Below are 26483 nucleotides of genomic sequence, written 5' to 3'. Positions count from 1 at the left end.
ACCTCTATTTATGCAAAATATTGCACAGCTCATCGCTGAGGAACTTAATGTTCGTCAGCAACAGGTTATCGATACCATTTCATTACTCGATGATGGCGCAACCGTGCCATTTATTGCCCGTTACCGTAAAGAAGCCACAGGTGGCTTAGATGACGCTCAACTGCGTACCCTATTTAGTCGTTTAGGCTATTTACGGGATCTTAATGATCGTCGTAACGTGATTTTGTCGAGTATTGAAGCGCAGAGTAAGTTAACACCTGAGCTGAAAGCCGCCATTATTGCTGCCGATAGTAAGACGCGCCTAGAAGATCTTTACCTTCCCTACAAGCCAAAGCGTCGCACTAAGGGGCTTATTGCTATTGAAGCGGGCATCGAACCGTTAGCCGACTTCTTATTAGCGAATCGCCAAGCCGATTGTGAAGCGGTTGCTAGCGAATATATCAACCCTGCTGCTGGTTTTAGCGACGCTAAGGCCGTACTTGATGGCGCACGTTTCATTTTGATGGAGCGTTTTGCTGAAGATGCTGAGCTGCTGCAAAAAATTCGTACTCAAGTTGAGCAAAATGCTGTTCTTGAAAGCAGCATGGTTAAAGGTAAAGAGAAAGAAGGCGCTAAGTTTAGAGATTATTTTGAACACTCTGAAAAGCTGACCAAGGTGCCATCACATCGTGCACTTGCGATGTTGCGTGGTCGCAATGAAGGCATGTTGAGCCTGAATGTGAATGCCGATCCGCATCAAGAGCCGAAGCGAGCGAGCTATTGTGAAGTGATCATTATTGAGCATTTCAAACTGGGACTCACAGATACTGCCGTTGATGCTTGGCTTAAAACCGTGGTTGCCGCGACGTGGAAAGTGAAGATTGCGCTACAGATGGAAACCGAGTTTCTTGGCCGTATGCGCGACAGCGCCGAACAAGAAGCCATTAAGGTATTTGCACGTAACTTAGGTGATCTACTGATGGCGGCACCAGCGGGTGCTAAAGCGACCCTAGGTTTAGACCCCGGTCTTCGCTCTGGCGTAAAAGTGGCGATTGTGAACGACACCGGCAAACTGGTGGCGCACACGACTATTTTCCCACACGCTCCTCAAAATCAGTGGGATAAGTCGGTAAGAACCTTAAGTAACCTCGTTAAAATGCACAAGGTTGAGTTAATTGCAGTGGGTAACGGCACTGCGTCGCGTGAAACCGATAAGCTGGCAGCAGACTTAATCAGTCAAGTTAAAGCTGACTTGCCGACATTGACCAAAATTATGGTCAGTGAAGCGGGCGCATCAGTGTATTCAGCCTCTGAACTAGCCTCTGAAGAGTTTCCAGATGTCGATGTGTCTATTCGCGGTGCAGTGTCTATTGCGCGGCGTTTACAAGATCCGTTGGCGGAACTGGTAAAGATTGAACCTAAAGCGATTGGTGTTGGTCAATATCAGCATGATGTGAGTCAGAGCCAGCTATCAAGCTCGCTAGAAGCGGTGGTTGAAGACTGTGTAAACGGTGTAGGTGTTGACGTTAATATGGCATCAGCAGCGCTACTTGCACAGGTTGCGGGGTTAAACAAAACCTTAGCGCGTAATATCGTGACTCATCGTGACGAGCAAGGCCGTTTTAACAACCGTAAAGCATTGCTTAAGGTGGCGCGTCTTGGGCCTAAAGCCTATGAGCAAGCTGCGGGTTTCCTACGTATTAGTGAAGGAGACAACCCACTTGATGGTTCATCTGTGCACCCTGAGGCCTACTCATTAGTTGAGTCAATTGCTGCCGCAAAAGCGGTCTCAGTTGCTGAATTAGTTGGTAACTCAGAGCTGCTCAAAGCACTGGAAGCAAAAGATTTTATCACTAGCGAATTTGGTCTACCTACAGTAACCGATATTCTCGCTGAGCTTGATAAGCCGGGTCGCGATCCTCGTGGTGAGTTTAAGACAGCGACCTTTAAAGAGGGCGTAGAAGAGATTAAAGATCTGAAGCTAGATATGATCTTAGAAGGTGTGGTGACAAACGTGACCAACTTTGGCGCCTTTGTTGATGTGGGTGTTCATCAAGATGGCCTAGTGCATATTTCTTCGATGACAGACACGTTTATTGATGATCCACATAAGGTGGTTAAAGCCGGTGATATCGTTAAAGTGAAGGTGATGGAAGTGGATGCTGAGCGTCGTCGTATTGCCTTGAGCATGCGTCTTGATGATAAGGCCGGCGATGCGCCTAAGAGTGCACCGCGACCAGCCCATAGTGCTGCAAATAAAGGCGCTAATAACAAAGGTGCTAATAAGCCCGGCGGCCAACAGAAGAGCCATAAACCTAAGCAGCAAGCCAATGCTGCCATGGGCAACGCGTTTGCCGATGCTTTCGCGAAGTTAAAAAAGTAAGCATTATAAACTTCTAATTAGTGAGAGACACAAAAAAACCGACAACTGAGTTTGTCGGTTTTTTTATGCCATTTCTAAAAAATTTGGCAGTATATCGGGCTCGGTTCGCTGATAGTAAAAAGCTTCAATACGTACACCAAAGGCCTGGTAAAACTGCAAGCTCTCGTTAGGCATAAGGTGGTTGGCTTCGCTGGTATGGGTTGGCGGCGGTTGTTGTCCCGGCAGTTTAATATCGCTGCGCTTGAGTGGAGCCCGCTGGCTAAGCAGTTGCTTTAAATTTAAGTTGGCTGCTTGTTTCTGTTTTTCTTGACCAGATTGCTCGTGTTGCTGGGATTGACCTTGCTGCTTTTGTTGCACCGACTCGCGAAGCCGGGCTTGGTTTTGTGCCTGATCTGCGGTGCGTTCATGCTGTGGATTAAAGGCGCGTTCTTCATGACCTTTAGTGGCTTGTTGCGGCGCTATAATCGGTGGGCGCTGTTGACCATCGGTGCGCGCAGCATCGGTTGCAGCATTAGATGTTGCAATCGGCACGTTGGGATAGTTGGTCACCACTAACATAATGTTTCCCACTGAAAGGTGTGGTTAAATCTTAATCGAATTCAGCGTAAAAATAAAGCGCTACGGCCAGAGTCGTTTATCTGTTAGTTAGTTTGTCTAGCCAAGGTTTGTAGCCATCGAGAAACTCGGCTTGATGGCTAATAAATGGTGCATGGGAAGCTTTGGCTAGTAGCATATCTTCGCTGGCTGAAACCTGTGGCATAGCCGTTATCATTCTGCGAGGTACTAGGCCGTCTAATCGTCCCCACACTCTTAGCCAAGGCTGCTCTATTTGGGATAGCTGCGAACGTAAGTCGACATTTTCAAGCATGTCTAAGCCTTGTGCTAATGCGCTCTGCTGAGCGGAAGGGCGAGCCTGTACTAACTCACGCAACTGCTTAATATCGCCCTTGGCTGTTTGACTGCCCATAGCTTGAATTGCTAAGAAACGCTCAACGGTTTTATCCAGATCTTGAGTCAGCTGGCTGGCAAACTGGCCTAATACCTCAGATGGGATCCCCGGCCAGTTTTCTCGGGCCATAAAACAAGGTGATGAGGCTATGGTGCACAGTGCTGATACACGTTGCGGCTGCTTAATTGCAGCCAGAGTGGCAACGAGCCCACCCAGTGACCAGCCGGTCCAAATGGCCTTCTCTGGTACTTGTTCCATAATGGCGTCAAGCCAATCTTCAATATCGCCCATAACGGCTTGGCTATGGCCAAATCCCGGCAGATCGACATAGTGGAATCTATAATTGTTTAATGCACTGTGAAGTGGAGTAAATACGGCGCTATTAACCCCCCAGCCATGGAGCATGACGACGTCAGGGCCTTGACCGATAGATTCAACATGTAGCTTTATTGGGCTCACTTAGGACCTCATAGTGTAACGATGCAACATTGAAAGGCTTTGCCTAATCCATGTTGTCTTTGGTTAACAGGGGAATATTGAAAAGGATTTCACCTATCAAGATAATATTCTGGAATAGAGTGCTTGCGGCTATTTTACCCAATCGCTGTTTGATGTGCCATCAACATATTGAGGCTGCTCAGCGCGGAATTTGTTCTGTGTGTTTACATGCTTGCCGCTATCAAGCGGATATCTGTTTGGGGTGTGGCAGTGAAATGCCACTGCAACCCCCTTTTTGTGGACGCTGTATGCTTGCTTCAAAATTAAAAGTGATTGCCCCCTGCAGCTACCATCAAGGGATGGGGCATTGGGTTGGGCAGATTAAGTATCAGGCTCAATTTGCAGTGATAGACGTGTTAGTCGACGCCTTAGTGCAGCGGATCTTATACCTAGAGTATTTAGGCTTTATTGAGCTACCACAAGTGTTGATTGCTGTGCCACTGCACCGAAAAAGGCTACAACAGCGTGGCTTTAATCAGGCATGGTTAATTGCGCGTGCACTGTCAAAGCGGCTTGATATTCCCCTTGTCGATAATATGCTGTTAAGGAGCAGAGACACACAGCCACAAGCTGGCCTAAGTGGCAAGTTACGCCGTAAGAACCTTAATAATGCTTTTGAGCTTTCAACTGAGTTTAATTGGCAGCGAGTCGCTTTGATTGATGATGTGGTGACAACCGGAACCACGGTTGATGAAATCGCGAGGTTATTGCAGCGTAAGCATACTCAGGTGCAAGTGTGGTGCCTCGCAAGAGCAGAAGCACCGGGCTTGAGTTAATCTTTATGAACACTTCTCTCTATACGCGCTAATGCAGCGCAGGAATAAAATAGAGCGCGTTAGCATAGACTTTTTGGCTGCCTAACCAGATATTTCTAAAGAGCAAATTATCAGCCATCCCCACAACAGCGCCTTGATTGCGAGACTCGATGATAATCGCGGGCGAGTTGCTAAAGCTGCTCTGATATTCTTGGGCTAAATAGCCGCTTAGCAGAGGAGCCGAGGTGTATTTTGCTGCCACGGTAAAGTCGTTAGTTGTTTGCGAAAAGCCTAGCACTTTGTTTTTCAGTACCGGAAGCCGATCGCCATTTAGGCCAAAGTTAATTGGATGGCTAGTATCAAGTTTTAACTCCAAGATAGCGCCGCCAATTTCTTGCTTCGCTTTGAATGTAGACTTTTTGTCGAAGGTTAAGCCGTCGGCATCGAATAGTTGTTTGTAAAAACGATCGCTACGTAAATTAGTTTTTAGCAGATTCGAATTACGAAGCCAATCTAGCGCACCTTTTTGTGCTATCACTACGCCCCCGTTTGAAGCAAATTGCCCCAGCTTACGAGCAAACCTTTCATTTAAGGTGAGGTAGTTACCATCGGCCATAATAATGTGGCTGTAGTCACTGAGTTTTACTGAGGCAAGGTTATTAATATCGACTAAGGTAGTGGCCACTCCTAAGGTATTATCTAGGTAATACCAAAGCTGACCCACTTCGGCAATTGAGGTGCCTTTGCCGCTGAGGATTAATGGCCGGATGGGCTTAATGACCTTAAAGTCAGGGCTACCAAGATCGATGCCTTTTTTTGCGGCGCTGGTGTTCACTGCCACAATGTTAACCTTAAGTTTTTGGGCGAATTTTCCCACCTTCTGGCTGATCTCGTTGGCTGATAAGTTGTCCTGCTTTAACGGAATTTGCAGTGTCCCTGCAGCAAAATCTATCTCTTGCTCGGCTACGACAAGGCTAAAGGGTTTGGCCGCAAATTTGACCATGACTCCCTGCTCTAGAAGTTGTTGAAGTAGCAAAGCCGCTTGGCTCTCGCGCCAATCAACTAGCAAAGCAACAGTAGTACTGTCGTCCCAACTATCGGGCTTAAACTCTGGTGCGTTTTGACTTAATACACTTAACTCGAGTTTGATATTACGGCGCAATGTTAGGTCGAAAGCATGCTGTAAGTTCCAAGTTGAAATGTCATAGAACGTCGGGTCGATAAACTCTGTTCTATCATCAAACATGGCTTGAAGTAGTGACGACTGCGCCTGATTTTGCGGGATAAAAATACTGCTGTTGACCTCGAACTCGATACCACCCTGGGTAAGCGGATTAGTGAGATAGTAATACTCTATCTGATGTTGAGTTAGCAGCTTAGCCAGTGCGTTAATTCGGCCTGGATCATGATTTGTGCTCAATAACAGTCCAGCCTGGCGAGGTTTTTTCTTCATCGCTTGTTGGTGTTTGTTTTTGAAAAAGTCAGCCTGGTATTGCTCAAGTTCAGACTTTAAGGCTAGCGCGCCTTTGAGGCTTGATATTGAAGTGGCATATTGATTTTCTATCGCCTCTTGCAAACTCACCAGACCATTTTTAGAGTCTTGCTGTTGCCCACGGGCACTGGCTTGTTCAAACAGCACCCCTATGGCGCCGTTAATGTCAGGGTAGGTTGAGCCTTTGCCATAGAAAAAATCATCGAATAATTGACGGCTGAAATAGCTCTGCTTTTTATCATCGAGAGCAGCTTGGTGATAAGCGGCCAATTTTGCGGTTAACTTTTGGTTTGCTGCTGGCGTTAATGGGTGGGTTCTATCTGGCACACCGGGCTGAAAAAAGTATGTGTTGTTATGGCCCATCTCATGAAAGTCGCCGACATAATGCGGCTGCCAACGATGGAACAAGGCAACACGTCCCTGTGATTCAGGATGACGTAGAAACAGCCAGTCACGGTTGAGATCGGCTAAATAGTGATTGCTGCGACCTGTCGGCCAACCTTGTTTGTGTTCTTTGTGGTTAGGGTCGCTCACCGCCACTTTGCCAGCATAACCGTTAGCCCAAGTTGAAAAACGGTCTAGGCCGTCGGGGTTTTGGCTTGGCGTAATTAGCACGACTGCCTTATCGAGTAGATCGGTAACCCACTTATCTTCGCTGGTGGCTAGCATATGACTCAGTTTAATCGCGCTATGAGCACCGCTAATTTCATCACCATGAATTGAATAGGCTAGCCATATAATCAGTGGCCCACTTTGCTTGCCTAGATATTTGATCTGCTGTCTTTGCGCTAAGATCTCATCGAGTTTGGCTTGGTTTTCTGGCGAGGTGATAACCGCGGTGAGCTGTTGTCTTGCTTCATGGCTTTGGCCAGTATGTTCGATGGAGACTCTGGGGTTTTGCTTAGCAATTTCTTTAAGGTAATAGTTAATTTGATCGTGGCGCAGTAAACGCTCTCCCAGTGGGTAACCTAAAAATGCTTCGGGACTGGTTGTGGTTACGCCATAAAGGGGGTTATCGGTTAAACGCGTCTTTTTTGCTTCAGCAAAAAAAGAGGGGAATATCAAAAAAGCGCATAAAAAAATGAAACCGATTCTAAGCATGGAGTTTTTCGTTATATTTATAATATTGTTGTTAAATTAACAGCTCCACGTCGACAAAACCACTCTATGGGAAGATAAAAAACTGTGATCTAATTAGTGTTTATTCTTAATCTGTGAGCCTTAGGGGCTACAAAGGATTGCAGAGTAAGAGTATTATAGGGCTAATTCTTACTAAAACACTCAGGTTTATCCCTGACGGAGCATGTTTTCATGATTACCATTTCCGAAGCAGCTCAGGCGCATTTTGTTAAATTGTTATCAGATCAGCCTGAAGGAACTCACATTCGAGTATTTGTTATCAGCCCAGGTACTGCGCAGGCTGAGTGTGGCGTATCATATTGTCCACCAGATGCTGTTGAAGCGGACGACACTGAACTAGAATTTAATGGCTTTAACGCCATGGTCGACGAGAAGAGCGCACCATTCCTAGAAGAAGCCACTATTGACTTCGTTACCGATCAGTTGGGCTCTCAGTTAACGCTGAAAGCACCAAACGCTAAGATGCGTAAAGTGTCAGATGACGCTTCATTATCAGAGCGTATCGAGTACGTGATCCACTCTGAAATCAACCCACAGCTAGCTAGCCACGGTGGTAACATCTCGCTAGTTGAAATCTCTGAAGAGGGCATTGCGGTGCTTCAGTTCGGTGGTGGTTGTAATGGTTGTTCTATGGTTGATGTAACGCTTAAAGATGGTATCGAGAAGCAATTGCTTGAAATGTTCCCTGGTGAGCTAACAGGCGTTAAAGACGTCACAGAGCATCAACATGGTGAGCACTCTTACCAGTAATACAGATGTCTTCTTAAAAAACGCGACTCTAGCGCTAAGCTAGGTCGCGTTTTTTTATGTCTGCTTACTTATACCAATGCCAATCTGAGCTTGAACCAGTAATGCAGCGACAGTGAGGCACTGCGAGCCAGCATAAAGCAGCTCATCGCAGCCCATAGTGCAAAGTTACCCTGCGGTTCTAGCAAATACCACACAGGGAAGAACACGCCAAAGGTCGATAGAATCATACTATTACGCATCACTTTACCCTTAGCCGCACCAATATACACACCATCAAACAAGTAGGAGCCGAAGGCGAGCAAAGGCAAGAATATCACCCAGATAAGATATTGCTCAGCGACCTCTTTGACCTCACTAATACTGGTCAGCAGCGCAATAATGTGCGAGCCGGCTAAGGCAAAAAACAGCGTAAAGCCTAATGCGGCGATAGCAGACCAAGCCCAGGCTAATGTCACCGACTCTTGCATTAAACGACTGTTTTTTTGACCATAGGCTCGGCCAACTTCAGCTTCAGCATAATAGGCAATACCATCGAGTGCATAAGAGATAAGCAGTAGCAGGTTGAGCAATACGGCGTTGGCAGCAACAGTATTATCACCTAAGCCTGCACCGTAAAATGTCATAAACGCAAATGATAGCTGTAGGCATAAACTACGCACAAATATGTCGGTGTTGAGGCCCATTAGTTTGCCGTAGCTTTGCAGTGACAATTGCTTGACCACGTGAAATAGCTTAAAGCCACCAAGCTTATTAAGCTGTCCGCGTACCATAGTCAGTGCGACGAGGAAACCTGAGATATCGGCAATGACAGATGCGAATGCTGCGCCTTTAACTCCCCAACCGAAAACGAGAACGAAGAGGATATCCAACACAATATTGGCTAGGTTGGCGATAATAAGCTGCCACATTGCAGCCTTAGGTTGTTGGCGTCCTAGCAGCCAGCCAAGCATGACTAAATTCATGAGGGCAAACGGGGTCGACCAGATCCGCACTTGAAAATATTCACGACAATAGCGTTCAACTTCAACGCTGGCGTCGGACATCGCCATGGCAAGGTTAAGGATGGGCCATTGCAGGGCAATGGCAGCAATACCAAATAGTAATGCTAAACTTGCGGCCTGAACCAGTAGCTTAAATTGTTGCTGGGTATCGTTTGCGCCGTAGGCTTGCGCCACTAATCCAGTGGTTGCCATGCGTAAAAAACCTAATAACCACAAAATTAAGGTTATAATCGTTGACCCAACTGCCACGCCGCCTAAATAATAGGCGTTACTAAGATGTCCAACAACGGCAGTATCGACGAGTCCAAGTAGCGGCACCGTGATATTCGAGAGGATCATGGGGAGCGCAAGGGCAAATAGCTGTCGGTTTTTTTGTGGGTTTAACAGTAAGGCAATCATTTTAGAGGTCTAATATTTATGGTTAAAAACGTGTTGCTAGCGCTACTTGCGCTGACAGGTTTTTCGGCTCACGCGGCGGTGATTCTACAATATCATCATGTATCAGATAGCACGCCTGCGATCACCAGTGTTACTCCTGCACAGTTCAAAGAGCAGATGCAGTACCTGGCGGAAAACAACTTTAATGTGGTACCACTTTCAACGGTGGTGGAGTCTATTAAGGCAAAAAAAACGCTGCCAGCAAAAACGATTGCGATCACCTTCGATGATGGTTATCGCAGCATTGCTAATACAGCGCACCCCATTTTAAAGCAATATAAATTCCCCTACACGCTTTTTGTCTCGGTTGAGCCGATCCTCAAAGAATATGGCGAAATGATGAGCTGGCAGCAGCTTATCACCTTGTCTAATGAGGGAGCTGAAATTGCCAACCACAGCTGGGGGCATGAGCACTTAATTCGTAAAGAAGCGGGTGAGAGTGATGCACAATGGTTGGCACGCATTGAAGCCAATATTCTGCGAACCGAAAAAGAAATCGCTAAAGCGACCGGACAAAATTTGAAAATGTTGGCTTACCCTTATGGTGAGTACAATCAACAGATTGAAGCGATGCTTGAGAAACATGGTTTTGTGGCATTTGGTCAGCAGTCGGGTGCAGCCGGTCCGTATTCACCGCTAACGGCACTACCGCGTTTTCCTGTTGCTGGCGTGTATGCCGACCTCAACAGTTTAAAGGTAAAACTACATAGCTTAAATATGCCGGTGATTTCGCAAACCAACAGCAATCCACAGTTGCAGCAAGGTCAGTGGCGACCTGAGATTAAAGTGACTTTGGACATGAGCGATATCAATGCATCACAGTTAATGTGCTTTATTCAGGGGCAGGGGGCTAAGAAGCCTAACTGGATCTCTGAAAATGAGTTCAGTATTCAGGCTGAGTTGGATCTGCCCGCAGGTCGTTCACGTTATAACTGTACGGCTCCGAGTAAGAGTAAAGGCAGTTATTACTGGTTCTCACAGCCTTGGATCCGACCTAAATCTAACGGTCAGTGGATAGCAGAATAGCTAATTAGATGATAACAAAGCCCCTGCAAAGGAAATGTCGCTAAGTTAAGCCAAAAGTTAAGCTTAAATTTGATGACTAAACACAAAGCAAAGAACCCAGCATAAGCTGGGTTCTTTGCTTTAAAAGCGATATACCACGAAGCGCTTACTTAGCTCACAACACTGACAACACCGAAGCCACGATGAAAAGAAAAGTGTGTGCAGGTTTGTATTGTGCGTTTTTTAACTCAAATCTTGAGCTGAGTTAACTGGAGTACTTATCAATAATTGCATTGACGTCATGAATTAAATCGCGATTTTTTATCTGAGGTAATTGTCCGGGGATCTCTGATTTTGGCTTGATAATCGCAACCTTCTCACCTTTAGGTGACACTAGGGCAAATGAGGCGCTATGGTCAACTTGGTAATTATCTCCTTCCCCTACCATGGCATAAACAAAACCTAGACTACGGGTGACTGGCAGCAGTTGCTTATGTTCGCCGGTGATAGCCACAAATTCTGGATTAAAGAAGCGCATGTAATTTTCCAATGTGCTACTCGAGTCCCTTTGTGGGTCAACAGATAGAAAGATAACCTGTAGATCTTTATCTTGCGCCAGGCTTGGGTACGCCGAGGTCAATTTACCCATGGTCGTCGGGCAAACGTCGGGGCAAGAGGTATATCCGATGAAAAACAGGCTCCATTTTCCATTTAAGTCAGCGTTGGTGAATGTATTACCACGCTGGTCTGTGAGTGAAAATGGGGCTAACGGTTGCGGCGATGGATACTCGAAGCTAGTTTGCAGCGCTAACGGTTTAGCCTGGTTTAGTTGAATTCCTGCGTAGGCACCTGCAGCGACCATTAAAATAGCTGTAATAATCCATGTGAGCTTCATCTTTTTTCTCCTAGCGCATTAATACCTAATAACAGCTGTAAATATTTCTTATCGTCAAATGGTTATGCAAACAGGCTTATACCCACAAGTAGTGATCAACCAGCAAGGCGATAAACAGTAGCATCAGATGATAGATTGAAAACTTAAATAGCTGCATCGCCATGCCGGGTGCTTCGTGAAACTTAAGTTGCCAAGCTTTATAGATAAAAGCAGCGCTCAGCAATGTTGAACTCACCAAATAAACCGGACCACACATGCCTACTAATACGGGTAATAAGCAGGCGATGGCTAACAAAATTGTATAGAGGAAAATACAGGTTTTTGTGAATTCGACACCATGAGTCACAGGTAACATAGGGATATCGACCTTGGCATATTCGGCTTTACGATGAATGGCTAGCGCCCAAAAATGCGGTGGAGTCCAAGCAAAAATGATGATGACAAGCAGCAGTGCATTACCGTGAAATTCGCCGGTAACCGCAGTCCAGCCAAGTAATGGTGGCATGGCTCCCGCTAAGCCGCCAACCACAATGTTTTGTGGCGTCGCACGCTTTAAGTAGGCGGTATAAACCACGGCATAACCTATCAAACTTGCAAAGGTGAGCCATGCTGTTAATGGGTTAACTAGGGCGTACAGTACGACAAAACCAAGGATCCCAAGGCCAAATGAAAACGTCAGTGCTTTTGCTATCGATACTCGGCCTTTAGGCAGCGGGCGGTTATAGGTACGAGCCATTAAGCCATCAATACGACGATCGATAAGATGATTAAAGGCTGCAGCGGAACCTGCCATCATGCCTATCCCTGCCATGCCCGCAATTAAGGGCACGATGGGCACAGCGCCTGGTACGGCTAAGCACATGCCGACGAGTACGGTGAGCAACATGAGCGCCACGACTTTAGGTTTGGTCATTTCGTAATAAGCGCGCCATTGAATAAGCGGCGTCGAGTGGTCTTGCTGAAGTGCGATTGGTTTTTGCATTAGTGAAACCTCTCGATATTGTGTTGCGAAATGAAAAGGGCATTATTGGTTGTCATAAAAGGCCCCTATGCTTTGCGCCATAAGGCGTAATTAATAAAAACTAACGTCAGTAGTAATAGTGCAGCGCCGCCATTATGAGAAACCGCGATGCCCAGTGGTAGGTGCAGAACGACGTTGCTGATCCCCAGTGCGACTTGCACAATGACCAAAGCGACTAATAGCCATGCGGTATTACGCATGATGTTTGAGTTAGCGGTGCGAATAAGCTTGAAGGCTAAATACAGCAGCATGACCGCGGTAATCACAGCGCCGATACGATGGGCAACATGAATGGTCATTCTGGCTGAATAGTCTAAAACACCATATTCATAACTGGCGTGTTCACCTTGAAATGGCGAGAAGGCTTGAGCAAAGCTCAGATTATCAACCCAGTTTCCCTCACAAAATGGCAAGGTGGTGCAGGCCAGCGCGGCATAATTTGATGAAGTCCAGCCACCTAAAATAATTTGCAGTAACAAAACTCCAATGCAGATGGCGGCAAAGCCTGCCATCTTTCGTGCAGGAGCATCACCACCAGGGATCCTAAGCGGTTTACTGCGTAGATAAAGTAATAACAGCAGCGAGAACAGTGCAAACCCGCCCAATAGATGTGCCATAACGATAATCGGCATCAGTTTCATCGTCACTGTCCACATGCCGAGCGCAGCTTGGAAGATGATAAGCGCTGCAATAAACATAGGCAGTTTCTTAGGCGCATCCTTAGTCTTAAGGCTGAGGATTAAGATGAGTAATACCAATAAACCCAAGGCACCGGCAATGTAACGGTGGATCATCTCAAGCCATGCTTTATCTGCTTCAACTGTATGTTCTGGAAAGGCTTGTTGCACCTGGTTTAGCTCATGAGTTTGGGTAGGGACTTTGAGCATGCCATAGCAGCCGGGCCAGTCTGGGCAGCCAAGACCAGCATCCGATAGTCGAGTATATGCTCCCATCAGAATCACGCATAAAGTAAACACTAATGTGACTTTCAATAGCGACTTAATCTGCATATCAAACGTCTCCTTAGCCAATCCGTGATAGTTTGAGTAACTTACGTAGGTCAGCCACTAAGGCTTTGCCTTGCATTATTTGTGCTTGATGATCTTCAGCTACTGGGTAGCTCATCACTAAGCTACCTAAGGGATCGACTATCACTAATTCTTGCTGATCAAGCAGCTGGCTAAGTGCTTTAGAGGGGGTTGCGGTTACAAAATCAAAGGCGTCGAGTACAGTCGTATCACTGTGCTCATTAACCAAAATAATGGTATGAACACGGTCTTGATGTCGACCCAGTGCGGTATGACTTTGCTGCAGAATATAGAGCCTATCTTCGCAGACGGCATTACAGTGGCTAGGAAGTAGGTAGAGCAACTGCCATTCATGGGGCAGTGGATTCACCATAGCTAGATTCTGATAGCTGGTATCGGTATCGAGCAATTGCCCCTTATTGGTGGCTCCGCCTTGGTACAGGTCAAAGCTGAGCACCAGTTTTGCCGCTATCACAGGCAGGACAAAAGCCAGTAATAACAGTATCAGTGTTTTTTTGCCGCTTTTTTGGGGGGAGTTCATTCCATCTCCTCTTTATCTTACTAAAATCCATCAAATTTGATGATTAAAATTAAGTCTTCCCATTACGGCTAGGAGCTTAATTTCTAACCTACATCGTCTAACCTTCGTTAGCAATAGAGCAATATGATTACTTGTTATATCGTTGTTTTAACATGCGAAAAAATAAATAGCCCATGATCAATATAAATACGCCTGCCATTGCAAACCACTGTACGGCATAACCTTGATGCTTCTGCGACGATAACGGGATTGGTTGCCACGGATGAGGGTATGGGTTGTCAAGATTACTCGGCTGTAATACGACGCCGGAGAGCGATTGATTAAGTTGTTCAGACAGCTGTGGGATATTGAGATTTTGGATGCGTTTGGGCCAACCAGCTTCAGCCATCAGATCAAAGCTCATCGGGTTAAACTGCTTTTGGTAAACCCGCCCCTCTAGCATTATAGGATTGGTAATCGCTGTTAAGTTTGGTAGCTTAGAGCGATCCATACTCGCTGAGATAAAGCCGAGTTCAACTAACAACCATGGCTCTGATGCACTGACCTGCAAAGCTTGTAAGGCAATGTAGCCTACTCTACCCTCATAGACTTGATTATCGAGCAAGAAAACATTGGTTGAGATGGGAGCCACCGCCGTTTTTAGCTTAAACCCTGTTAAAGGCTCATCTTTAGGGAGGCTGAGCAGTTGCGAATAGCTTAATACAGAAGCTGCTTGTCTATCTGTTAGTTGTTGCTGCCAGAGAGCCTTATATTGAGCTCTTTCAAGCTGCCAAAAACCTAACTTGACCAAAATAGAAAACACAATCACAGTAGAAAGCACAATAAATAACCAAGCAAGATTCACCTTAACGCGAGGAAGCGCCATGTCTGCTTTGTTTGTCTTTAAATTAGTTTTCGTACTGCTACTGCTATTCATACTGGTTAATTTAGGTCGAGCCCTATTTATTATGGTGAAAGGAGAAAAGAGTATCCCCATGAGTCAATTCTTAGGTCGCCGAGTCCTCTTTTCTGTACTCGTGGTGCTGTTACTGCTGGTGGCATTAGGGACGGGAGTCATAACACCTAACTCCAGACCCTACTGATGACATTATTGTTTATGTGATCGTATTAATATCGGCAATATGAGTGGTTAAAGCACATAAACAAAGAAAAACAAGCACAGCCAAACCACATCGACAAAGTGCCAATACCAAGCCCCTGCTTGAAAAGCAAAGTGCTTATCTGGGGTAAAGTGCCCTTTAAGCACTCGTAAAAACAACACCATAAGGAATACCGTTCCTAGGGTAACGTGCATGCCATGGAAGCCGGTTAGCAAGAAAAAGGTGTTACCGTAAATGCCTGAATTTAATGTCAGCCCCATTTCTTGATAGGCATGGACATACTCTTCCACTTGCAAGAATAAGAACGCTACCCCAAGTAAAATGGTTATTGCTAGCCAAACGGTTAACGCGGTACGCTTATTTTTTTCTAACCCTACGTGAGCAAAATGCAATGTTATCGAAGAGGTCAAAAGAATTAAGGTGTTGTAGAGCGGTAGTCCTGTCCAGTCCATCGCTTGGGTCAGGCTGCCATCTGGCGTTGTCAGTAAGGGCCAAGCAGCTTCAAACATTGGCCATAATACTTCATGGGTCATCTCATTATTTGAGGCGCCGCCAAGCCAAGGTATTGCGATAATTCGGGCATAAAATAAGGCGCCAAAAAAAGCAGCAAAGAACATGACTTCAGAAAAGATAAACCAGCTCATTCCTTGCCTAAAGGATCGATCCATCTGTTTGGAGTAGAGCCCTGCCATAGATTCGGCGATAACGGTTCTAAACCAGCCAAAAATCATGAAAATGATAACCGCAATACCAGCTAGCAAAATATAGCCACCACTGCCGCCTTCTGTTTTTAATTCAGATACATAGCTTCCAGCACCAAAGGCGATAAGAAATAAACCTATCGCGCCAATAATGGGCCACGCACTTTGCTCTGGTACGTAGTAGTTTTCGTGTTTATGTTCAGTTGTCATTTAGCCGCTCCTTGCCCTGTAACGGCTTTAGCCCCAGTTTTAGTGACTGTGTTAATCACAGCGACGTTTTTATTGCAGGAGTAGTTTTCATCTATATGTTCAGTTGTCATTGTGCAGCTCCTTGCTCCACGACATTACTTGTGGCACTTACTACATAGCCCTTGTCGGTGATGTTGTAGAGGGTATAAGAGAGGGTCAGGGTCGAGATTGAATCCGGCAATTGGGGATCCACAAAAAAGATGAGTGGTAGCTCGGCTGCAGCGTTAGCCTGCAATACCTGCTGATTGAAACAGAAGCATTCCGTCTTATTAAAGTATGCCGCCCCCTGTCCGGGAGAAACAGACGGAATAGCCTGCCCCACAATATGCTCTGCCGATAAATTCGTAGCGACAAAATGAGTACGAATAAGCTCACCGGGATGCACTTGCATGGTATTAACCTGAGGTTTAAATGTCCAAGGCATGTCGCTTTGCACTTGAGACACAAACTCAACCGTTATGGTTCTGTTTTTATCCACTGCGACAGGCTGATAAACACTGGCGGTACTTGCGGGTTTACCGTTAATACCCAATGCGTCGCACAGCACGTCATATAAAGGAACAAGCGCAAAACCAAACCCAAACATGCCCACAGCGCCAATAATTAGCATGGCGAGCAATTTGCGATTGGCGTTACGCTTCATCTCAGTCATCTTTATTTCACCTCTGGCGGGGTGGTAAATGAGTGATATGGCGCAGGGCTAGGAATGGTCCATTCTAATCCTTCGGCGCCTTCCCATGGTTTGGCTGGAGCCTTTTCACCACCACGAATACACTTAATCACTACGGCTAAAAAGATCAGCTGCGAAAGGCCAAATGCGAAGCCGCCGATCGATACAATCTGGTTCACATCAGCGAACTGGATAGCATAATCAGGAATACGCCTTGGCATTCCGGCTAAGCCTAAGAAGTGCATTGGAAAAAACAGCACGTTGACTGAAATTACCGAACACCAGAAGTGCCAGCGCCCTAAGGTTTCGCTGTACATATGGCCGGTCCATTTGGGTAGCCAATAATAGGCCGCTGCCATGATGGAGAATATTGCTCCAGTCACCAATACATAATGAAAATGCGCCACCACAAAGTAGGTATCATGGTATTGGAAGTCAGCAGGAGTGATCGCCAGCATTAGTCCCGAAAAGCCCCCTATGGTGAACAAGATAATAAAGGCCACCGCAAATAACATGGGAGTTTCAAAGGTAATAGAACCTCGCCACATGGTCGCAACCCAGTTAAATACTTTTACGCCTGTCGGCACTGCAATCAGCATGGTGCAATACATAAAGAACAATTCAGCAAATACCGGCATACCCGTAGTAAACATGTGATGCGCCCACACCAGGAACGACAAAACGGCGATACTCGCAGTGGCGTAAACCATCGATGAGTAACCAAATAAGCGCTTACGGCTAAAGGCTGGCACAATTGCCGAGATGATACCGAATGACGGCAAGATCATGATGTACACCTCAGGGTGGCCAAAGAACCAGAAAAGATGCTGGAACATGACAGGATCCCCGCCGCCGGCGGCATCAAAAAAGCTAGTGCCGAAGTATTTATCGGTGAGTACCATAGTCACTGTGCCAGCGAGCACAGGCATGACCGCAATAAGTAAAAAGGCGGTAATTAACCAGGTCCAAACAAATAACGGCAGCTTCATCCAAGTCATACCGGGGGCACGCATATTGACGATAGTGACGACCACATTAATCGCGCCCATGATTGAGCTAATCCCCATGATATGAACTGCAAATACAAATAGAGCGGTACTGTCAGGGCTATAGGTTGTCGATAGTGGTGCGTAGAATGTCCAGCCGAAATTGGGGCCGCCACCTTCCATAAAAAGTGAGCTTAACAAAATGGCAAATGCGAAAGGTAGGATCCAAAAGCTCCAGTTATTCATTCGCGGTAGCGCCATATCGGGAGCACCAATCATCATCGGAATTAGCCAGTTAGCTAGGCCTGTAAAGGCCGGCATCACAGCGCCAAATACCATCACTAAACCGTGAACAGTGGTCATCTGGTTAAAGAAGTTGGGTTCGACTAATTGCAATCCGGGCTGAAATAGCTCTGCGCGGATCACCATTGCCATCGCGCCACCGGTTAAAAACATAATAAAACTGAACCAAAGATAGAGGGTGCCAATATCTTTATGGTTAGTGGTTAACAGCCAGCGCATAATACCTTTTGGCGCGCCATGGTGGTGGTCATCATGGCTCACGTCGTTAGCGGCTGGTGAGTCTTGTGTAATTGTGCTCATGTTAATCCCTTACTTTCCGTGACCATCAACATCAGAAGCCTGAACGGCATCACCAGAGTTATTACCCCAGGCATTGCGCTCATAAGTCACCACTGCAGCAAGCTGTTGTGGTGTAAGTAGCGCGCTAAATGACTGCATTGCCGTACCAGGTTTACCATTGATAACAATATCAAGGTGAGCGGCTACAGGGCCTTTGATGATTGGGCTACCCACTAATGATGGGAACGCTGGAGGTAGGCCTGTCCCCGCTGCTTGATGACAAGCCGCGCAGCTAGTCATATAGACTTTTTCCCCCATGGTCAGGAGTTCATTCATGGCTAGGTCACCTAATGGTGCCGTTGTTAGTTCTTTAGTTACCTCGTCATCAGCTTTGGTTTCTGAGGTTGTATCTTGATTAACCTCAGCTTGTGTTGCAGGTGAGGTCGCAGGTATTGCACTTGGAGTCGCTGGGGTTGTATCTACCGATGTTGCTGGCGTGGTCGTATCTGAGCTTACGTCGGCTGCTTGAACAGTGTCGCCTGAGTTATTGCCCCAGGCATTGCGCTCATAAGTCACTACGGCAGCAATTTCAGTTGCAGTTAACTGGCTAGAAAACGCCTGCATAGCAGTGCCCGATTTACCATTTAATACAATATCGATATGCAGCTGAGCAGGCCCTTTAATAAGCGGGCTGCCAATAAGAGAAGGGAATACGCCAGGTAGGCCAGCACCATTAGGCTGGTGGCAGGCAGCGCAGCGTGCAAGGTAGACTTGCTCGCCTTGCGCCATTAATTCTTCCATTGTTAGCGTTTGCGATAGGGCAGCCTTTGCTGCCACTTCGGCATTGCTGGCGGCTTGTTGTTGTGCAATCAGCCAAGCATCAAAATCTTCTTCTGATAAAGCTTCAACAACAATAGGCATAAAGCCATGGTCTTTACCGCAGAGCTCGGCACATTGGCCACGATAAGTGCCCGGTTTGTCGATGCGGGTCCAGGCTTCATTAATAAATCCTGGATTAGCATCTTTTTTAACGGCAAATGCGGGTACCCACCAGGAGTGAATAACATCATCTGAAGTCATTAAGAAACGTACTTTACGATTAATCGGTAGTACCAGTGGCTTATCTACCTCTAAAAGGTAGTTTTTACCTTTTGCTTCTTCGCCATCTATCTGCGCTCTGGGGGTAGAAAGCAGACTGAAAAATTCAACATCTTTGTTGAAATAGCTGTAATGCCATTTCCATTGTGAGCCGGTAATCTTGATGGTGAGGTCAGCATTACTTGGATCTTCCATAGCAATCAATGTCTTGGTTGCGGGAATAGCCATAAGTATAAGAATAATAAAAGGTACAACAGTCCAAAGGATCTCGACTTTAGTACTTTCATGAAAGTTGGCGGCGACTGCGCCTTTTGATTTGCGGTGGTTGATCATAGCGTAAATCATGATGCTAAAAACCACGATGCCAATAGCACAGCAGATGTAGAGAATAATCATATGGAGGTTGTAAACCCGCCCACTGATATCCGTAACACCCTCTGTCATATTAAGCGGCATTTCTGATGCAACAAGTACGGGCGAAAATAGCAACGCCAGCACACAATACAACAATTGCTTCACTAGACTTCTCCTCTGTCCACAAGACAAAGAAGAGTCACACAGTAAGTCTCTGCTCTATGTAAACTCTTCAGTTCCCAAAAAAGCAACGATGACTTCAAAGTGCGCGAGTGGCTTGCCTATCGAGTCGCAATTAATGGGATCGCGACACAGGCTATTGTATTCAGTGCTATTCACTGCTGGTGTAACCACGTTGGCACATACGGCTGAAATATATCAGGCCAATCTCAGTCTAAGCTTCAAATTCAGGACTAATCCCAGAGCAAAGACCGACAACTAAATCGCTCGGATATAACAAAATATCGTTGTTATGACTTCCTACACTACTTGGTGTTTAAATATTGATCAAGATCACTTTTTCAATTATTGATAATAAAAAAGCCCTCGAATGAGGGCTTTAGAAAATCGTTTGTACTAGAAGGCGCTTACTAAAACGCACCTCCTAGTCATCATGTATTAGAAAGCGAGGAGATGTTCTGCTTAATGAACAGCACCAAACAGGGAGGCTTGACCAAAAGCACTATCCTGCATATTGATTGAGCGACAAGATTGTTGCTTATTTGTGTTATCAATCGAATGTTCAATGACAATGCCGACAGCGCGAGCGCTTTTGGCAACGATTTGTAGGCGTCGATTGTCACGAGCATCTAAAGAGTTGGTCCAAGTAATCACCGCACTTGAGGTACCGCTTGTTAAGGCTTTTTCCATTGCCCAAAGTGTTTCCACTTCATCTTTAGCATGAACCAGTAAAATGCGGTCCATTCTTACACCCGCAGCTGCTAGCATCTGCTTGTAGCCAATATTCGGCGGGCTAATCAGTACAATCCAGCGACCCTGTTGGCTCAATTGTGAAAGCTGAGCACTGATCTGGTTCAGCTCATCACGCCCTTGAGTTTGGGTCACCATAGTCGTGATGTCATTACTCGTGCTGCTCACCATATTGGTCGATGGCATATCTTGCCACAGCCCAGGGTGACGAGGACTCGTTCCCATTAGTTTGTTCATTGCCAGTCTCCATTACGGATCACACCAACGGCTAAACCTTCAATGCTTAAGCTTTGGTTTGCTAGATCCACTTCAATTGGTGAATACTCTTCGTTCTCAGCATGTAAGAAAACTTTGTTACCCTTTTTCTCAAAACGCTTAACGGTAACATCATCTTCAACGCGTGCTACAACCACTTGGCCGTTACGTGCTTGCTGTATTTTGTGTACAGCCAGTAGATCACCTTCTAGTATGCCAATATTCTTCATACTGTCACCACGGACTCTGAGTAAGAAGTCTGCTGATGGCTTGAACATGGCGGGATCGACTTTATAGTGTTGCTCGACATGCTCTTGCGCAAGAATCGGTTCACCTGCAGCAACTTGGCCGATAAGGGGTAAACCTAAATCTGCATCTTCAGTGTCTTCTTGGGTTAACTTAATACCGCGAGACGTGCCCGGCATAATTTCAATGCAGCCTTTTTTAGCTAAGGCTTTTAAATGTTCTTCAGCAGCATTGGCTGACTTAAAACCTAAACGTCTAGCGATCTCGGCACGGGTAGGTGGCATGCCAGTATCAGCAATATTACGTTTAATTAGCTCTAAAATTTCAGCTTGGCGCGGTGTAAGTGGTCTCATGGTTAACCCTGTCTTTCTATACAGTAACTGTTAGTATATACAGTATTTTTTTGAGTGCAAGTAATAACCAGTTATATTGTTTTTTGTGGGATCCAGTTTCAAATGAAATAAATCCAGCGATGTGAAACTCGTTATTGGGTAGCGCCTGAAGGTACCTCTTTATCTCAAGCGTTCATTAGCTGACTTTGTTGCCTACTCATTTAGTATCTCGGGTGCGTTTGTTCCATAGACAAATAAGTCCGCGCAATTGAGCCTCTTGCGCCCGCTGTTGGTTCAACTTTATTTCCTTGCACTTTTACCTGACAGCTACCAAAGCTCGAACGAGAAGAAGGGAGTGGTAAGCAACAAGGCATTTGCTCTACTTTATACTTGCTGACGACCTTGGTATGTACAAAAAGGCTAGGTATAGTTTGCCGAACACATACCTTAAAAAACAGAGCCCAATCAAAGGTTGGGCTCTGTTTCGAGATCTAAGGTGCCAGCTGATTAACCTTATTAACTGCTAAGATTAACCGCCGCAGCCATCAGAACTTCTGGAGTTGATATAGCGAACATCTTTCGCTCTGTCATAATTGGCAGGATCGAGCGTGTCATGCTTTTTGATGAATTGATAAAGCATATCTGCATCAATAAAGCCGGTATCTCTCGCCTTTTCCTTTAACTTGGGATACTTATTACCGCCCGCAGCGTTATAGCTAGGGAGGGTAAATCGATATTTATCTGTTAGCTTGAAGGGCTTATCACCAACAGTTCTGATATCGACATCTTTAGCTTTACAGTCAACGGTCATCTTGATACCGCTAAAATGGGCAAAGCCTCCAGAGCCTCGAGTCTTAAGCGCAACCCTAGACAAATACTTCTTTAGTTCGGCTCCATTCATCTCGGTTACAGTCACGCTGTTGGAAAAAGGCTGCACCTTAAGCACATCACGATATCGAATGGGCCCTTTCTTTATGGTGGCTCGAATACCACCTGAGTTTATGATCCCAAAATCTGCGGGGATAGGAAGCTGAGTTTGAGCGTGCGCAATCATCACCCCCAGAGGCGTAGCTTGGTAACGAACAATCTTACGCTTACCAATGAAGTCCGCCTTTGCAACACCAATCTGTTCTCTCAACTTCAGCTGCCCCTTACGCTGATAGGGCCGAAGCAGTTCGAGGGTTTCCTTATCCTTAGGCGTTAGCATATGAGGCGGATAGTAGGAACCAAACTTGGTTTCTGTATTCACTGGTACTAACTCGTAGTTTGCCAAGTGTAGCTTACCACCATAGTATTCAAAATCGGCGCGACCAACGAACTTTCCCCACTCGTAGGCTTGCATGATCCAAGTGCCATTTTGACGATCAGGCCTACAAGGCTCATCTCGACCATAATCTTCTACGTACTCACCAGTGTCCCCTTCCATACACACAGGCAACTGTGAATGTCCGCCAATGATTGCTTGGATCTGGCCAGGCTTTAGGCTTTTGGCAAGAGCAACATCACCGGGCTCGTTACTTCCATGTTTACCATTTTCATAGTGACCCATATGGGTGAGACTAAAAACAAGATCCGGTTGATGCTTCTGCTCAAGCTCTGCCAAAATATTTTTTGCCTCAGCTTGTGCTGAAGTGAATTTTAGATCTTCAACGAATTCTGGATTACCTATCTCAGCGGTATGCTCGGTAGTCAGGCCGACTACGGCTAGCTTCAAGCCTTGAACCTCGAATAGCTTGTAGGGTTCGAAGTAGCGTTGCCATTCACCATCGACTTGGCGATAGATGTTGGCCGATAACCACGGGAACTTTGACCAGCCTCTCTGCTTATCCATCACCGTCGATGGATTATCAAACTCATGGTTACCCACGGCCATGGCGTCATATCCAAGGTGGTTCATGCCGATAAAATCTGGCTCGGCGTCTTGAAGATCAGACTCAGGTACGCCAGTGTTAATATCGCCACCTGAGAGCAGTAACGTTTCCCCACCTTGCTCGGTGACCTCTTTACGAATTTGGTCGAGAATGGTTTTTCGCGCGGCCATACCATACTCACCTCTAGAGCCTTGCCAAAAACGGCCGTGGTGATCATTGGTATGGAGCAAGGTGAAGCGCTTACAGTCATCACCAGCGGCTTGACAGGCGATAGATGCTGTCGTCTTAGGCGCCTCTTCCACCTTTTCCTTACCACAGCCGCTCAATGTTAACGTTAGAGCGATAGCTGAGCCGGTAAGAAGTAGGCTAGAAGGACGGAGTGAAGTATTCATAATAATCCTTCAATATTATTCAGATAAGCGTTGTCATTTGCCCTAATAGCTGATTTCTCATTCTGAGAGCAACGCGCACAAGGCGAGATGTAGACAACGTCTGTACAGTTAAAAAAAGCAGCACCCAGAGCGATCCCGGTGCTGCTTTTTATAGGCTTAACTGATGATTAGCCTTGGCGGCGACGCCACCACATTAGCGGTAGCAGCAAAGTAATAAAACCACCTAAACTACCCGCCCCATCAGGCTTAGTCCAACCAGGTTCTTCGGTGTTTTTCACCTCAATGCTAACAGACTGACTGAAGCTTTCTTCGTCAACCGTTGCCGTAAGCTCGAACACAAGCACTTGATCAATATCGACGCTAGGTGAAGTCACATCAAGTGTCAGACCTGAAGCGGTAAACACTGCCGTGTTTCCAGATACCTGCTTCCAGCTATAGCTAGTCCCTTCTGGAGCATCTGTAACCGTCGCTGTGATGGAAGTTTTATCACCTTCAGTCAGCTGCGTGTTGCCTGCAAACGTTACATCTAAAGTTAGAGGCACGTTAGTCACGATCAGGCTAACAGCTTTGGTTGTTTCCAACGTGCCGTCGCTGATGGTCACCGTAAAGTTCAAAGTCTCGTCGGCTTTAATCATTGGCGCAGTCAGAGACAATATAGCCATGTCGCCAACAACCGTCTTCTCTTCATCAACAATCTGCTCCCACTTGTAAGTAAGAGTAACACCTTCGCCAGCGTTGATTGCAGAGGCATCTATGGTGTATGCAGACCCTTCAGTGACACTCTCAGGAGTAACAATATCACCTTCGACTACCAAACCTGGGTTTGGATCGTCACCACAGGTTGCACCATACACTTGCTGCACTAACTCAGGGCGGTCAATGAAGGGGTTACGGTTGCCCTGGTATTTGTATACCTGGTTGTTACGGTTCTGCTCGTAGGTATCAACAGCATCTAACTTGTTCCATGCATACAGAGTACAAAGCGTGCCGATGAGCGGTTCGCTATCCTCGGCAGTAGTCGTTAGCCGATCGACTGCGACTAGATCAGGCATATTCGTTGTAGCGGTATCAGTACCCTGATATCGAGTATCCATATACATGATCATACGAGCGACATCGCCTTTCACCTCATCACGAGGTTCCCAGCAGTCGGTAGCTTTGTCGAGGTAGTTACCAGTACCCATACCGTTGAACATCACCTCTTCACCAGTATCCATACACGCACCAAAGTCATTGTTGCTTCGTGCTGTGTTGATGCCAGGATCTGAAGGACGCAGGTGATGAGCATCGGTGTAGCCCCACTGCGAGTCGCTAGGGAAACCATGGCTCTTGGCCCAAACGTGCTCACGATTCCACTTGCCCGCACCGCTACCACTAGTCTGGTTGTCGTACTTAGAAATAGAAGCACCGGTGTAGATTTCAATAACATTTTTATCGTTATCAGGATCTTGGTCAGCGTGGGTTAGTGTGCTCCAAACCTGCTTATAGGTCAGATACTTGTGATCTTTGGCTATAATGATCGACAGAGCATTCTTAAGCTCATCTGCATGGGCAAAATCACCACTTAATACATCTGAGTAATAGATCTCACCATTGAACGTAGTAGGGTCGGCAACCGGAGTTAGCGTCTCGCAGTTGGTGCAAGGGCCTGTTTCTGGCTCTGGTTCTGGAGGCGTTACTGAACCGTCACAGGCACTCTCACCAGCACAACCAAGGCCGTCAGAGGTATCGACATCGAATACAGCCCACTGATTGTTAGCACTAGGGAAGTCAGCTTCGGCAACAGTATCTCCTGCAGTGACACTGGCTTTACGACGCAGCGTCTTATTCGCAGTGGAGAAATTTGCGTCGTTTGGATCAGTCCAAGCAGAGCCAGGGTCTTCACCGAGCTTACCGAAGCGATCGATAACCACATCATCTTTGGTCAATACTAGGGCATCGTCACCGTTGAAGTAGGTCACGGTAGAAGCGTTGCCTATTTTAAACTCATCGGCGGAACCAGCGTTGTGGAACACAAGGCTCTTGCCCGGATCCAGAGTGCCAGTTAAGGTCTCTGTATTACCAGGCTCTGTCTTACCATTGCCAAATAGAGTCAACTTGTAAACATTGGCATCCAAATCGATGGCTGTGCCACCTACGTTGGAGATTTCAATAGCTTTGTTGTTGCTGCTGCCTTCGATGTATTCGGTAAGCAACAGTAAGCCTGGAGTGGCTTCAGAGCTACAAGCGCTTTCACCGGTGCAGCCCAGACCATCAGAAGTGTCAGTATCAAACACTGCCCACTGGTCACCACTTGGGAAGGCCGCGGCAGCATCGGTATCACCTGTGGTAACACTGGCTTTGCGACGCAGAGTCTTATTAGCACTGGAGAAATCGGCGTTATTTGGATCAGTCCAAGCAGAGCCAGGATCTTCGCCCAACTTGCCAAAGCGATCGATCACTGCATCATCCTTGGTCAACACAACGGCATCATCGCCATTAAACCAGGTAATCTCTGATGCTGTGCCGACCTTAAAGTCATCAGCAGCACTAGAGTTGTGGTAAACAATGCTTTTACCCGCATCCAATGTGCCACTCAGCGTTTCAGTCTTTCCAACTGTAGTTTTGCCGTTGAAGTAAAGGTTTAGCTTGTAAGTGTTGGCATCCAGATCGATGCTGCTACTACCTACATTGGAGATCTCCAGCGCTTTGTTATTGCTGCTACCCTCAACGTACTCAGTAATAACCAAATTTGCATTGGCGGCTGTGGACAGGGTGCCCAAAACCATAGCAGTGGCCGCAGCAACTGCATTCATTTTAATTCTCATAATCGTATCTCTTTTTGAATCCTTGATGGGAAGCG

At 46.3% G+C, this 26483-nt stretch carries 22 protein-coding genes; 5 read left to right on the top strand and 17 right to left on the bottom strand.

Annotation, left to right across the window (positions count from 1 at the left end; genetic code table 11):
- Positions 1 to 10: 10 nt before the first annotated feature.
- Positions 11 to 2362 carry a Tex family protein gene (locus ACVBIK_RS03205; protein ID WP_447169088.1) on the top strand — a complete coding sequence of 784 codons (2352 nt, stop codon included), beginning with the start codon at positions 11 to 13 and terminating at the stop codon, positions 2360 to 2362.
- Positions 2363 to 2425: 63 nt separating this feature from the next.
- Here the strand turns inward: ACVBIK_RS03205 and ACVBIK_RS03200 are convergent, their stop codons facing one another.
- Entirely contained in the window at positions 2426 to 2920 is a 495-nt protein-coding gene (locus tag ACVBIK_RS03200; protein ID WP_447159002.1) for a hypothetical protein, read from the bottom strand.
- A gap of 76 nt (positions 2921 to 2996) precedes the next feature.
- A complete protein-coding gene (bioH, locus tag ACVBIK_RS03195; RefSeq protein ID WP_447159001.1) occupies positions 2997 to 3770 on the bottom strand; it encodes a pimeloyl-ACP methyl ester esterase BioH in 774 nt (257 codons plus the stop codon).
- 50 nt (positions 3771 to 3820) lie between these two features.
- On the opposite strand from bioH, the gene ACVBIK_RS03190 reads away from it, so the two are divergent.
- Positions 3821 to 4585 carry a ComF family protein gene (locus ACVBIK_RS03190; protein WP_447169087.1) on the top strand — a complete coding sequence of 255 codons (765 nt, stop codon included), beginning with the start codon at positions 3821 to 3823 and terminating at the stop codon, positions 4583 to 4585.
- 28 nt (positions 4586 to 4613) lie between these two features.
- On the opposite strand, the gene ACVBIK_RS03185 is transcribed toward ACVBIK_RS03190, so the two are convergent.
- The gene (locus ACVBIK_RS03185) at positions 4614 to 7157 is read right to left on the bottom strand and encodes a M14 family zinc carboxypeptidase (RefSeq protein WP_447169086.1); all 2544 of its coding nucleotides are present in this window, start codon (positions 7155 to 7157) and stop codon (positions 4614 to 4616) included.
- Between the two features lie 210 nt (positions 7158 to 7367).
- On the opposite strand from ACVBIK_RS03185, the gene nfuA reads away from it, so the two are divergent.
- A complete protein-coding gene (gene nfuA, locus ACVBIK_RS03180) occupies positions 7368 to 7946 on the top strand; it encodes a Fe-S biogenesis protein NfuA (protein WP_447158998.1) in 579 nt (192 codons plus the stop codon).
- Between the two features lie 68 nt (positions 7947 to 8014).
- Here the strand turns inward: nfuA and ACVBIK_RS03175 are convergent, their stop codons facing one another.
- Positions 8015 to 9346, bottom strand: a complete 1332-nt coding sequence (locus tag ACVBIK_RS03175) for an MATE family efflux transporter (protein WP_447158997.1) — start codon at positions 9344 to 9346, stop codon at positions 8015 to 8017.
- Between the two features lie 18 nt (positions 9347 to 9364).
- Here ACVBIK_RS03175 and ACVBIK_RS03170 point away from each other — a divergent pair, with 18 nt between their 5' ends.
- Positions 9365 to 10411, top strand: a complete 1047-nt coding sequence (locus tag ACVBIK_RS03170) for a polysaccharide deacetylase family protein (RefSeq protein WP_447163054.1) — start codon at positions 9365 to 9367, stop codon at positions 10409 to 10411.
- 244 nt (positions 10412 to 10655) lie between these two features.
- Here ACVBIK_RS03170 and ACVBIK_RS03165 read toward each other — a convergent pair whose 3' ends face one another.
- The 5 genes from ACVBIK_RS03165 to ACVBIK_RS03145 all read right to left on the bottom strand — a co-directional run bounded on the left by ACVBIK_RS03165 (position 10656) and on the right by ACVBIK_RS03145 (position 14740).
- On the bottom strand, positions 10656 to 11285 hold the full coding sequence (locus ACVBIK_RS03165; RefSeq protein WP_447158995.1) for an SCO family protein: 630 nt from the start codon (positions 11283 to 11285) through the stop codon (positions 10656 to 10658).
- 76 nt (positions 11286 to 11361) lie between these two features.
- Positions 11362 to 12267 (bottom strand): heme o synthase, encoded by a 906-nt coding sequence (gene cyoE / locus ACVBIK_RS03160; protein ID WP_447169085.1) that lies wholly within the window; start codon positions 12265 to 12267, stop codon positions 11362 to 11364.
- A 65-nt stretch (positions 12268 to 12332) separates the two neighbouring features.
- Complete coding sequence (locus tag ACVBIK_RS03155) at positions 12333 to 13316, bottom strand: COX15/CtaA family protein (protein ID WP_447158993.1); 984 nt, start codon at positions 13314 to 13316, stop codon at positions 12333 to 12335.
- Between the two features lie 13 nt (positions 13317 to 13329).
- Positions 13330 to 13875, bottom strand: a complete 546-nt coding sequence (locus tag ACVBIK_RS03150; protein WP_447158992.1) for a hypothetical protein — start codon at positions 13873 to 13875, stop codon at positions 13330 to 13332.
- Positions 13876 to 14002: 127 nt separating this feature from the next.
- Positions 14003 to 14740 carry an SURF1 family protein gene (locus ACVBIK_RS03145; RefSeq protein ID WP_447169084.1) on the bottom strand — a complete coding sequence of 246 codons (738 nt, stop codon included), beginning with the start codon at positions 14738 to 14740 and terminating at the stop codon, positions 14003 to 14005.
- On the opposite strand from ACVBIK_RS03145, the gene ACVBIK_RS03140 reads away from it, so the two are divergent.
- Positions 14739 to 14957: a DUF2909 family protein gene (locus ACVBIK_RS03140; RefSeq protein ID WP_447158990.1), complete on the top strand. Its 219-nt coding sequence runs from the start codon at positions 14739 to 14741 to the stop codon at positions 14955 to 14957. The two genes, ACVBIK_RS03145 and ACVBIK_RS03140, sit on opposite strands and share 2 nt — an antisense overlap.
- Before the next feature lie 47 nt (positions 14958 to 15004).
- Here ACVBIK_RS03140 and ACVBIK_RS03135 read toward each other — a convergent pair whose 3' ends face one another.
- From ACVBIK_RS03135 to ACVBIK_RS03100, 8 genes are all read right to left on the bottom strand, one after another.
- Entirely contained in the window at positions 15005 to 15886 is an 882-nt protein-coding gene (locus ACVBIK_RS03135) for a cytochrome c oxidase subunit 3 (RefSeq protein WP_447163050.1), read from the bottom strand.
- Positions 15887 to 15992: 106 nt separating this feature from the next.
- The gene (locus ACVBIK_RS03130; RefSeq protein ID WP_447163049.1) at positions 15993 to 16577 is read right to left on the bottom strand and encodes a cytochrome c oxidase assembly protein; all 585 of its coding nucleotides are present in this window, start codon (positions 16575 to 16577) and stop codon (positions 15993 to 15995) included.
- Positions 16578 to 16579: 2 nt separating this feature from the next.
- On the bottom strand, positions 16580 to 18184 hold the full coding sequence (gene ctaD / locus ACVBIK_RS03125) for a cytochrome c oxidase subunit I (protein WP_447163048.1): 1605 nt from the start codon (positions 18182 to 18184) through the stop codon (positions 16580 to 16582).
- Positions 18185 to 18193: 9 nt separating this feature from the next.
- Positions 18194 to 19780, bottom strand: coding sequence for a cytochrome c oxidase subunit II (gene coxB / locus ACVBIK_RS03120; RefSeq protein WP_447158986.1), 1587 nt, complete (start codon positions 19778 to 19780; stop codon positions 18194 to 18196).
- Between the two features lie 477 nt (positions 19781 to 20257).
- A complete protein-coding gene (locus ACVBIK_RS03115; protein WP_447158985.1) occupies positions 20258 to 20782 on the bottom strand; it encodes a cell division inhibitor SulA in 525 nt (174 codons plus the stop codon).
- Positions 20779 to 21399, bottom strand: coding sequence for a transcriptional repressor LexA (gene lexA, locus ACVBIK_RS03110; RefSeq protein WP_447158984.1), 621 nt, complete (start codon positions 21397 to 21399; stop codon positions 20779 to 20781). The genes ACVBIK_RS03115 and lexA overlap by 4 nt, the downstream gene beginning before the upstream one ends.
- A gap of 508 nt (positions 21400 to 21907) precedes the next feature.
- Positions 21908 to 23641, bottom strand: coding sequence for a bifunctional UDP-sugar hydrolase/5'-nucleotidase UshA (gene ushA / locus ACVBIK_RS03105; protein ID WP_447169083.1), 1734 nt, complete (start codon positions 23639 to 23641; stop codon positions 21908 to 21910).
- A gap of 167 nt (positions 23642 to 23808) precedes the next feature.
- Entirely contained in the window at positions 23809 to 26448 is a 2640-nt protein-coding gene (locus ACVBIK_RS03100) for an endonuclease (RefSeq protein ID WP_447169082.1), read from the bottom strand.
- Positions 26449 to 26483: the final 35 nt, after the last annotated feature.

The sequence above is a fragment of the Shewanella sp. 125m-1 genome (assembly GCF_052977065.1).
This window is presented reverse-complemented; position numbering and strand designations above follow the sequence as displayed.

What these genes read in the sequence shown, in the direction of transcription:
- ACVBIK_RS03205 (WP_447169088.1), top strand. Translation starts at nt 11, where the DNA reads ATGCAAAATATTGCACAGCTCATCGCTGAGGAACTTAATGTTCGTCAG.
- ACVBIK_RS03200 (WP_447159002.1), bottom strand. Translation starts at nt 2,920, where the DNA reads ATGTTAGTGGTGACCAACTATCCCAACGTGCCGATTGCAACATCTAAT.
- ACVBIK_RS03190 (WP_447169087.1), top strand. Translation starts at nt 3,821, where the DNA reads ATGTTGTCTTTGGTTAACAGGGGAATATTGAAAAGGATTTCACCTATC.
- ACVBIK_RS03185 (WP_447169086.1), bottom strand. Translation starts at nt 7,157, where the DNA reads ATGCTTAGAATCGGTTTCATTTTTTTATGCGCTTTTTTGATATTCCCC.
- nfuA (WP_447158998.1), top strand. Translation starts at nt 7,368, where the DNA reads ATGATTACCATTTCCGAAGCAGCTCAGGCGCATTTTGTTAAATTGTTA.
- ACVBIK_RS03175 (WP_447158997.1), bottom strand. Translation starts at nt 9,346, where the DNA reads ATGATTGCCTTACTGTTAAACCCACAAAAAAACCGACAGCTATTTGCC.
- ACVBIK_RS03170 (WP_447163054.1), top strand. Translation starts at nt 9,365, where the DNA reads ATGGTTAAAAACGTGTTGCTAGCGCTACTTGCGCTGACAGGTTTTTCG.
- ACVBIK_RS03165 (WP_447158995.1), bottom strand. Translation starts at nt 11,285, where the DNA reads ATGAAGCTCACATGGATTATTACAGCTATTTTAATGGTCGCTGCAGGT.
- cyoE (WP_447169085.1), bottom strand. Translation starts at nt 12,267, where the DNA reads ATGCAAAAACCAATCGCACTTCAGCAAGACCACTCGACGCCGCTTATT.
- ACVBIK_RS03155 (WP_447158993.1), bottom strand. Translation starts at nt 13,316, where the DNA reads ATGCAGATTAAGTCGCTATTGAAAGTCACATTAGTGTTTACTTTATGC.
- ACVBIK_RS03150 (WP_447158992.1), bottom strand. Translation starts at nt 13,875, where the DNA reads ATGAACTCCCCCCAAAAAAGCGGCAAAAAAACACTGATACTGTTATTA.
- ACVBIK_RS03140 (WP_447158990.1), top strand. Translation starts at nt 14,739, where the DNA reads ATGTCTGCTTTGTTTGTCTTTAAATTAGTTTTCGTACTGCTACTGCTA.
- ACVBIK_RS03145 (WP_447169084.1), bottom strand. Translation starts at nt 14,740, where the DNA reads ATGGCGCTTCCTCGCGTTAAGGTGAATCTTGCTTGGTTATTTATTGTG.
- ACVBIK_RS03135 (WP_447163050.1), bottom strand. Translation starts at nt 15,886, where the DNA reads ATGACAACTGAACATAAACACGAAAACTACTACGTACCAGAGCAAAGT.
- ACVBIK_RS03130 (WP_447163049.1), bottom strand. Translation starts at nt 16,577, where the DNA reads ATGACTGAGATGAAGCGTAACGCCAATCGCAAATTGCTCGCCATGCTA.
- ctaD (WP_447163048.1), bottom strand. Translation starts at nt 18,184, where the DNA reads ATGAGCACAATTACACAAGACTCACCAGCCGCTAACGACGTGAGCCAT.
- ACVBIK_RS03115 (WP_447158985.1), bottom strand. Translation starts at nt 20,782, where the DNA reads ATGAACAAACTAATGGGAACGAGTCCTCGTCACCCTGGGCTGTGGCAA.
- lexA (WP_447158984.1), bottom strand. Translation starts at nt 21,399, where the DNA reads ATGAGACCACTTACACCGCGCCAAGCTGAAATTTTAGAGCTAATTAAA.
- ushA (WP_447169083.1), bottom strand. Translation starts at nt 23,641, where the DNA reads ATGAATACTTCACTCCGTCCTTCTAGCCTACTTCTTACCGGCTCAGCT.
- ACVBIK_RS03100 (WP_447169082.1), bottom strand. Translation starts at nt 26,448, where the DNA reads ATGAGAATTAAAATGAATGCAGTTGCTGCGGCCACTGCTATGGTTTTG.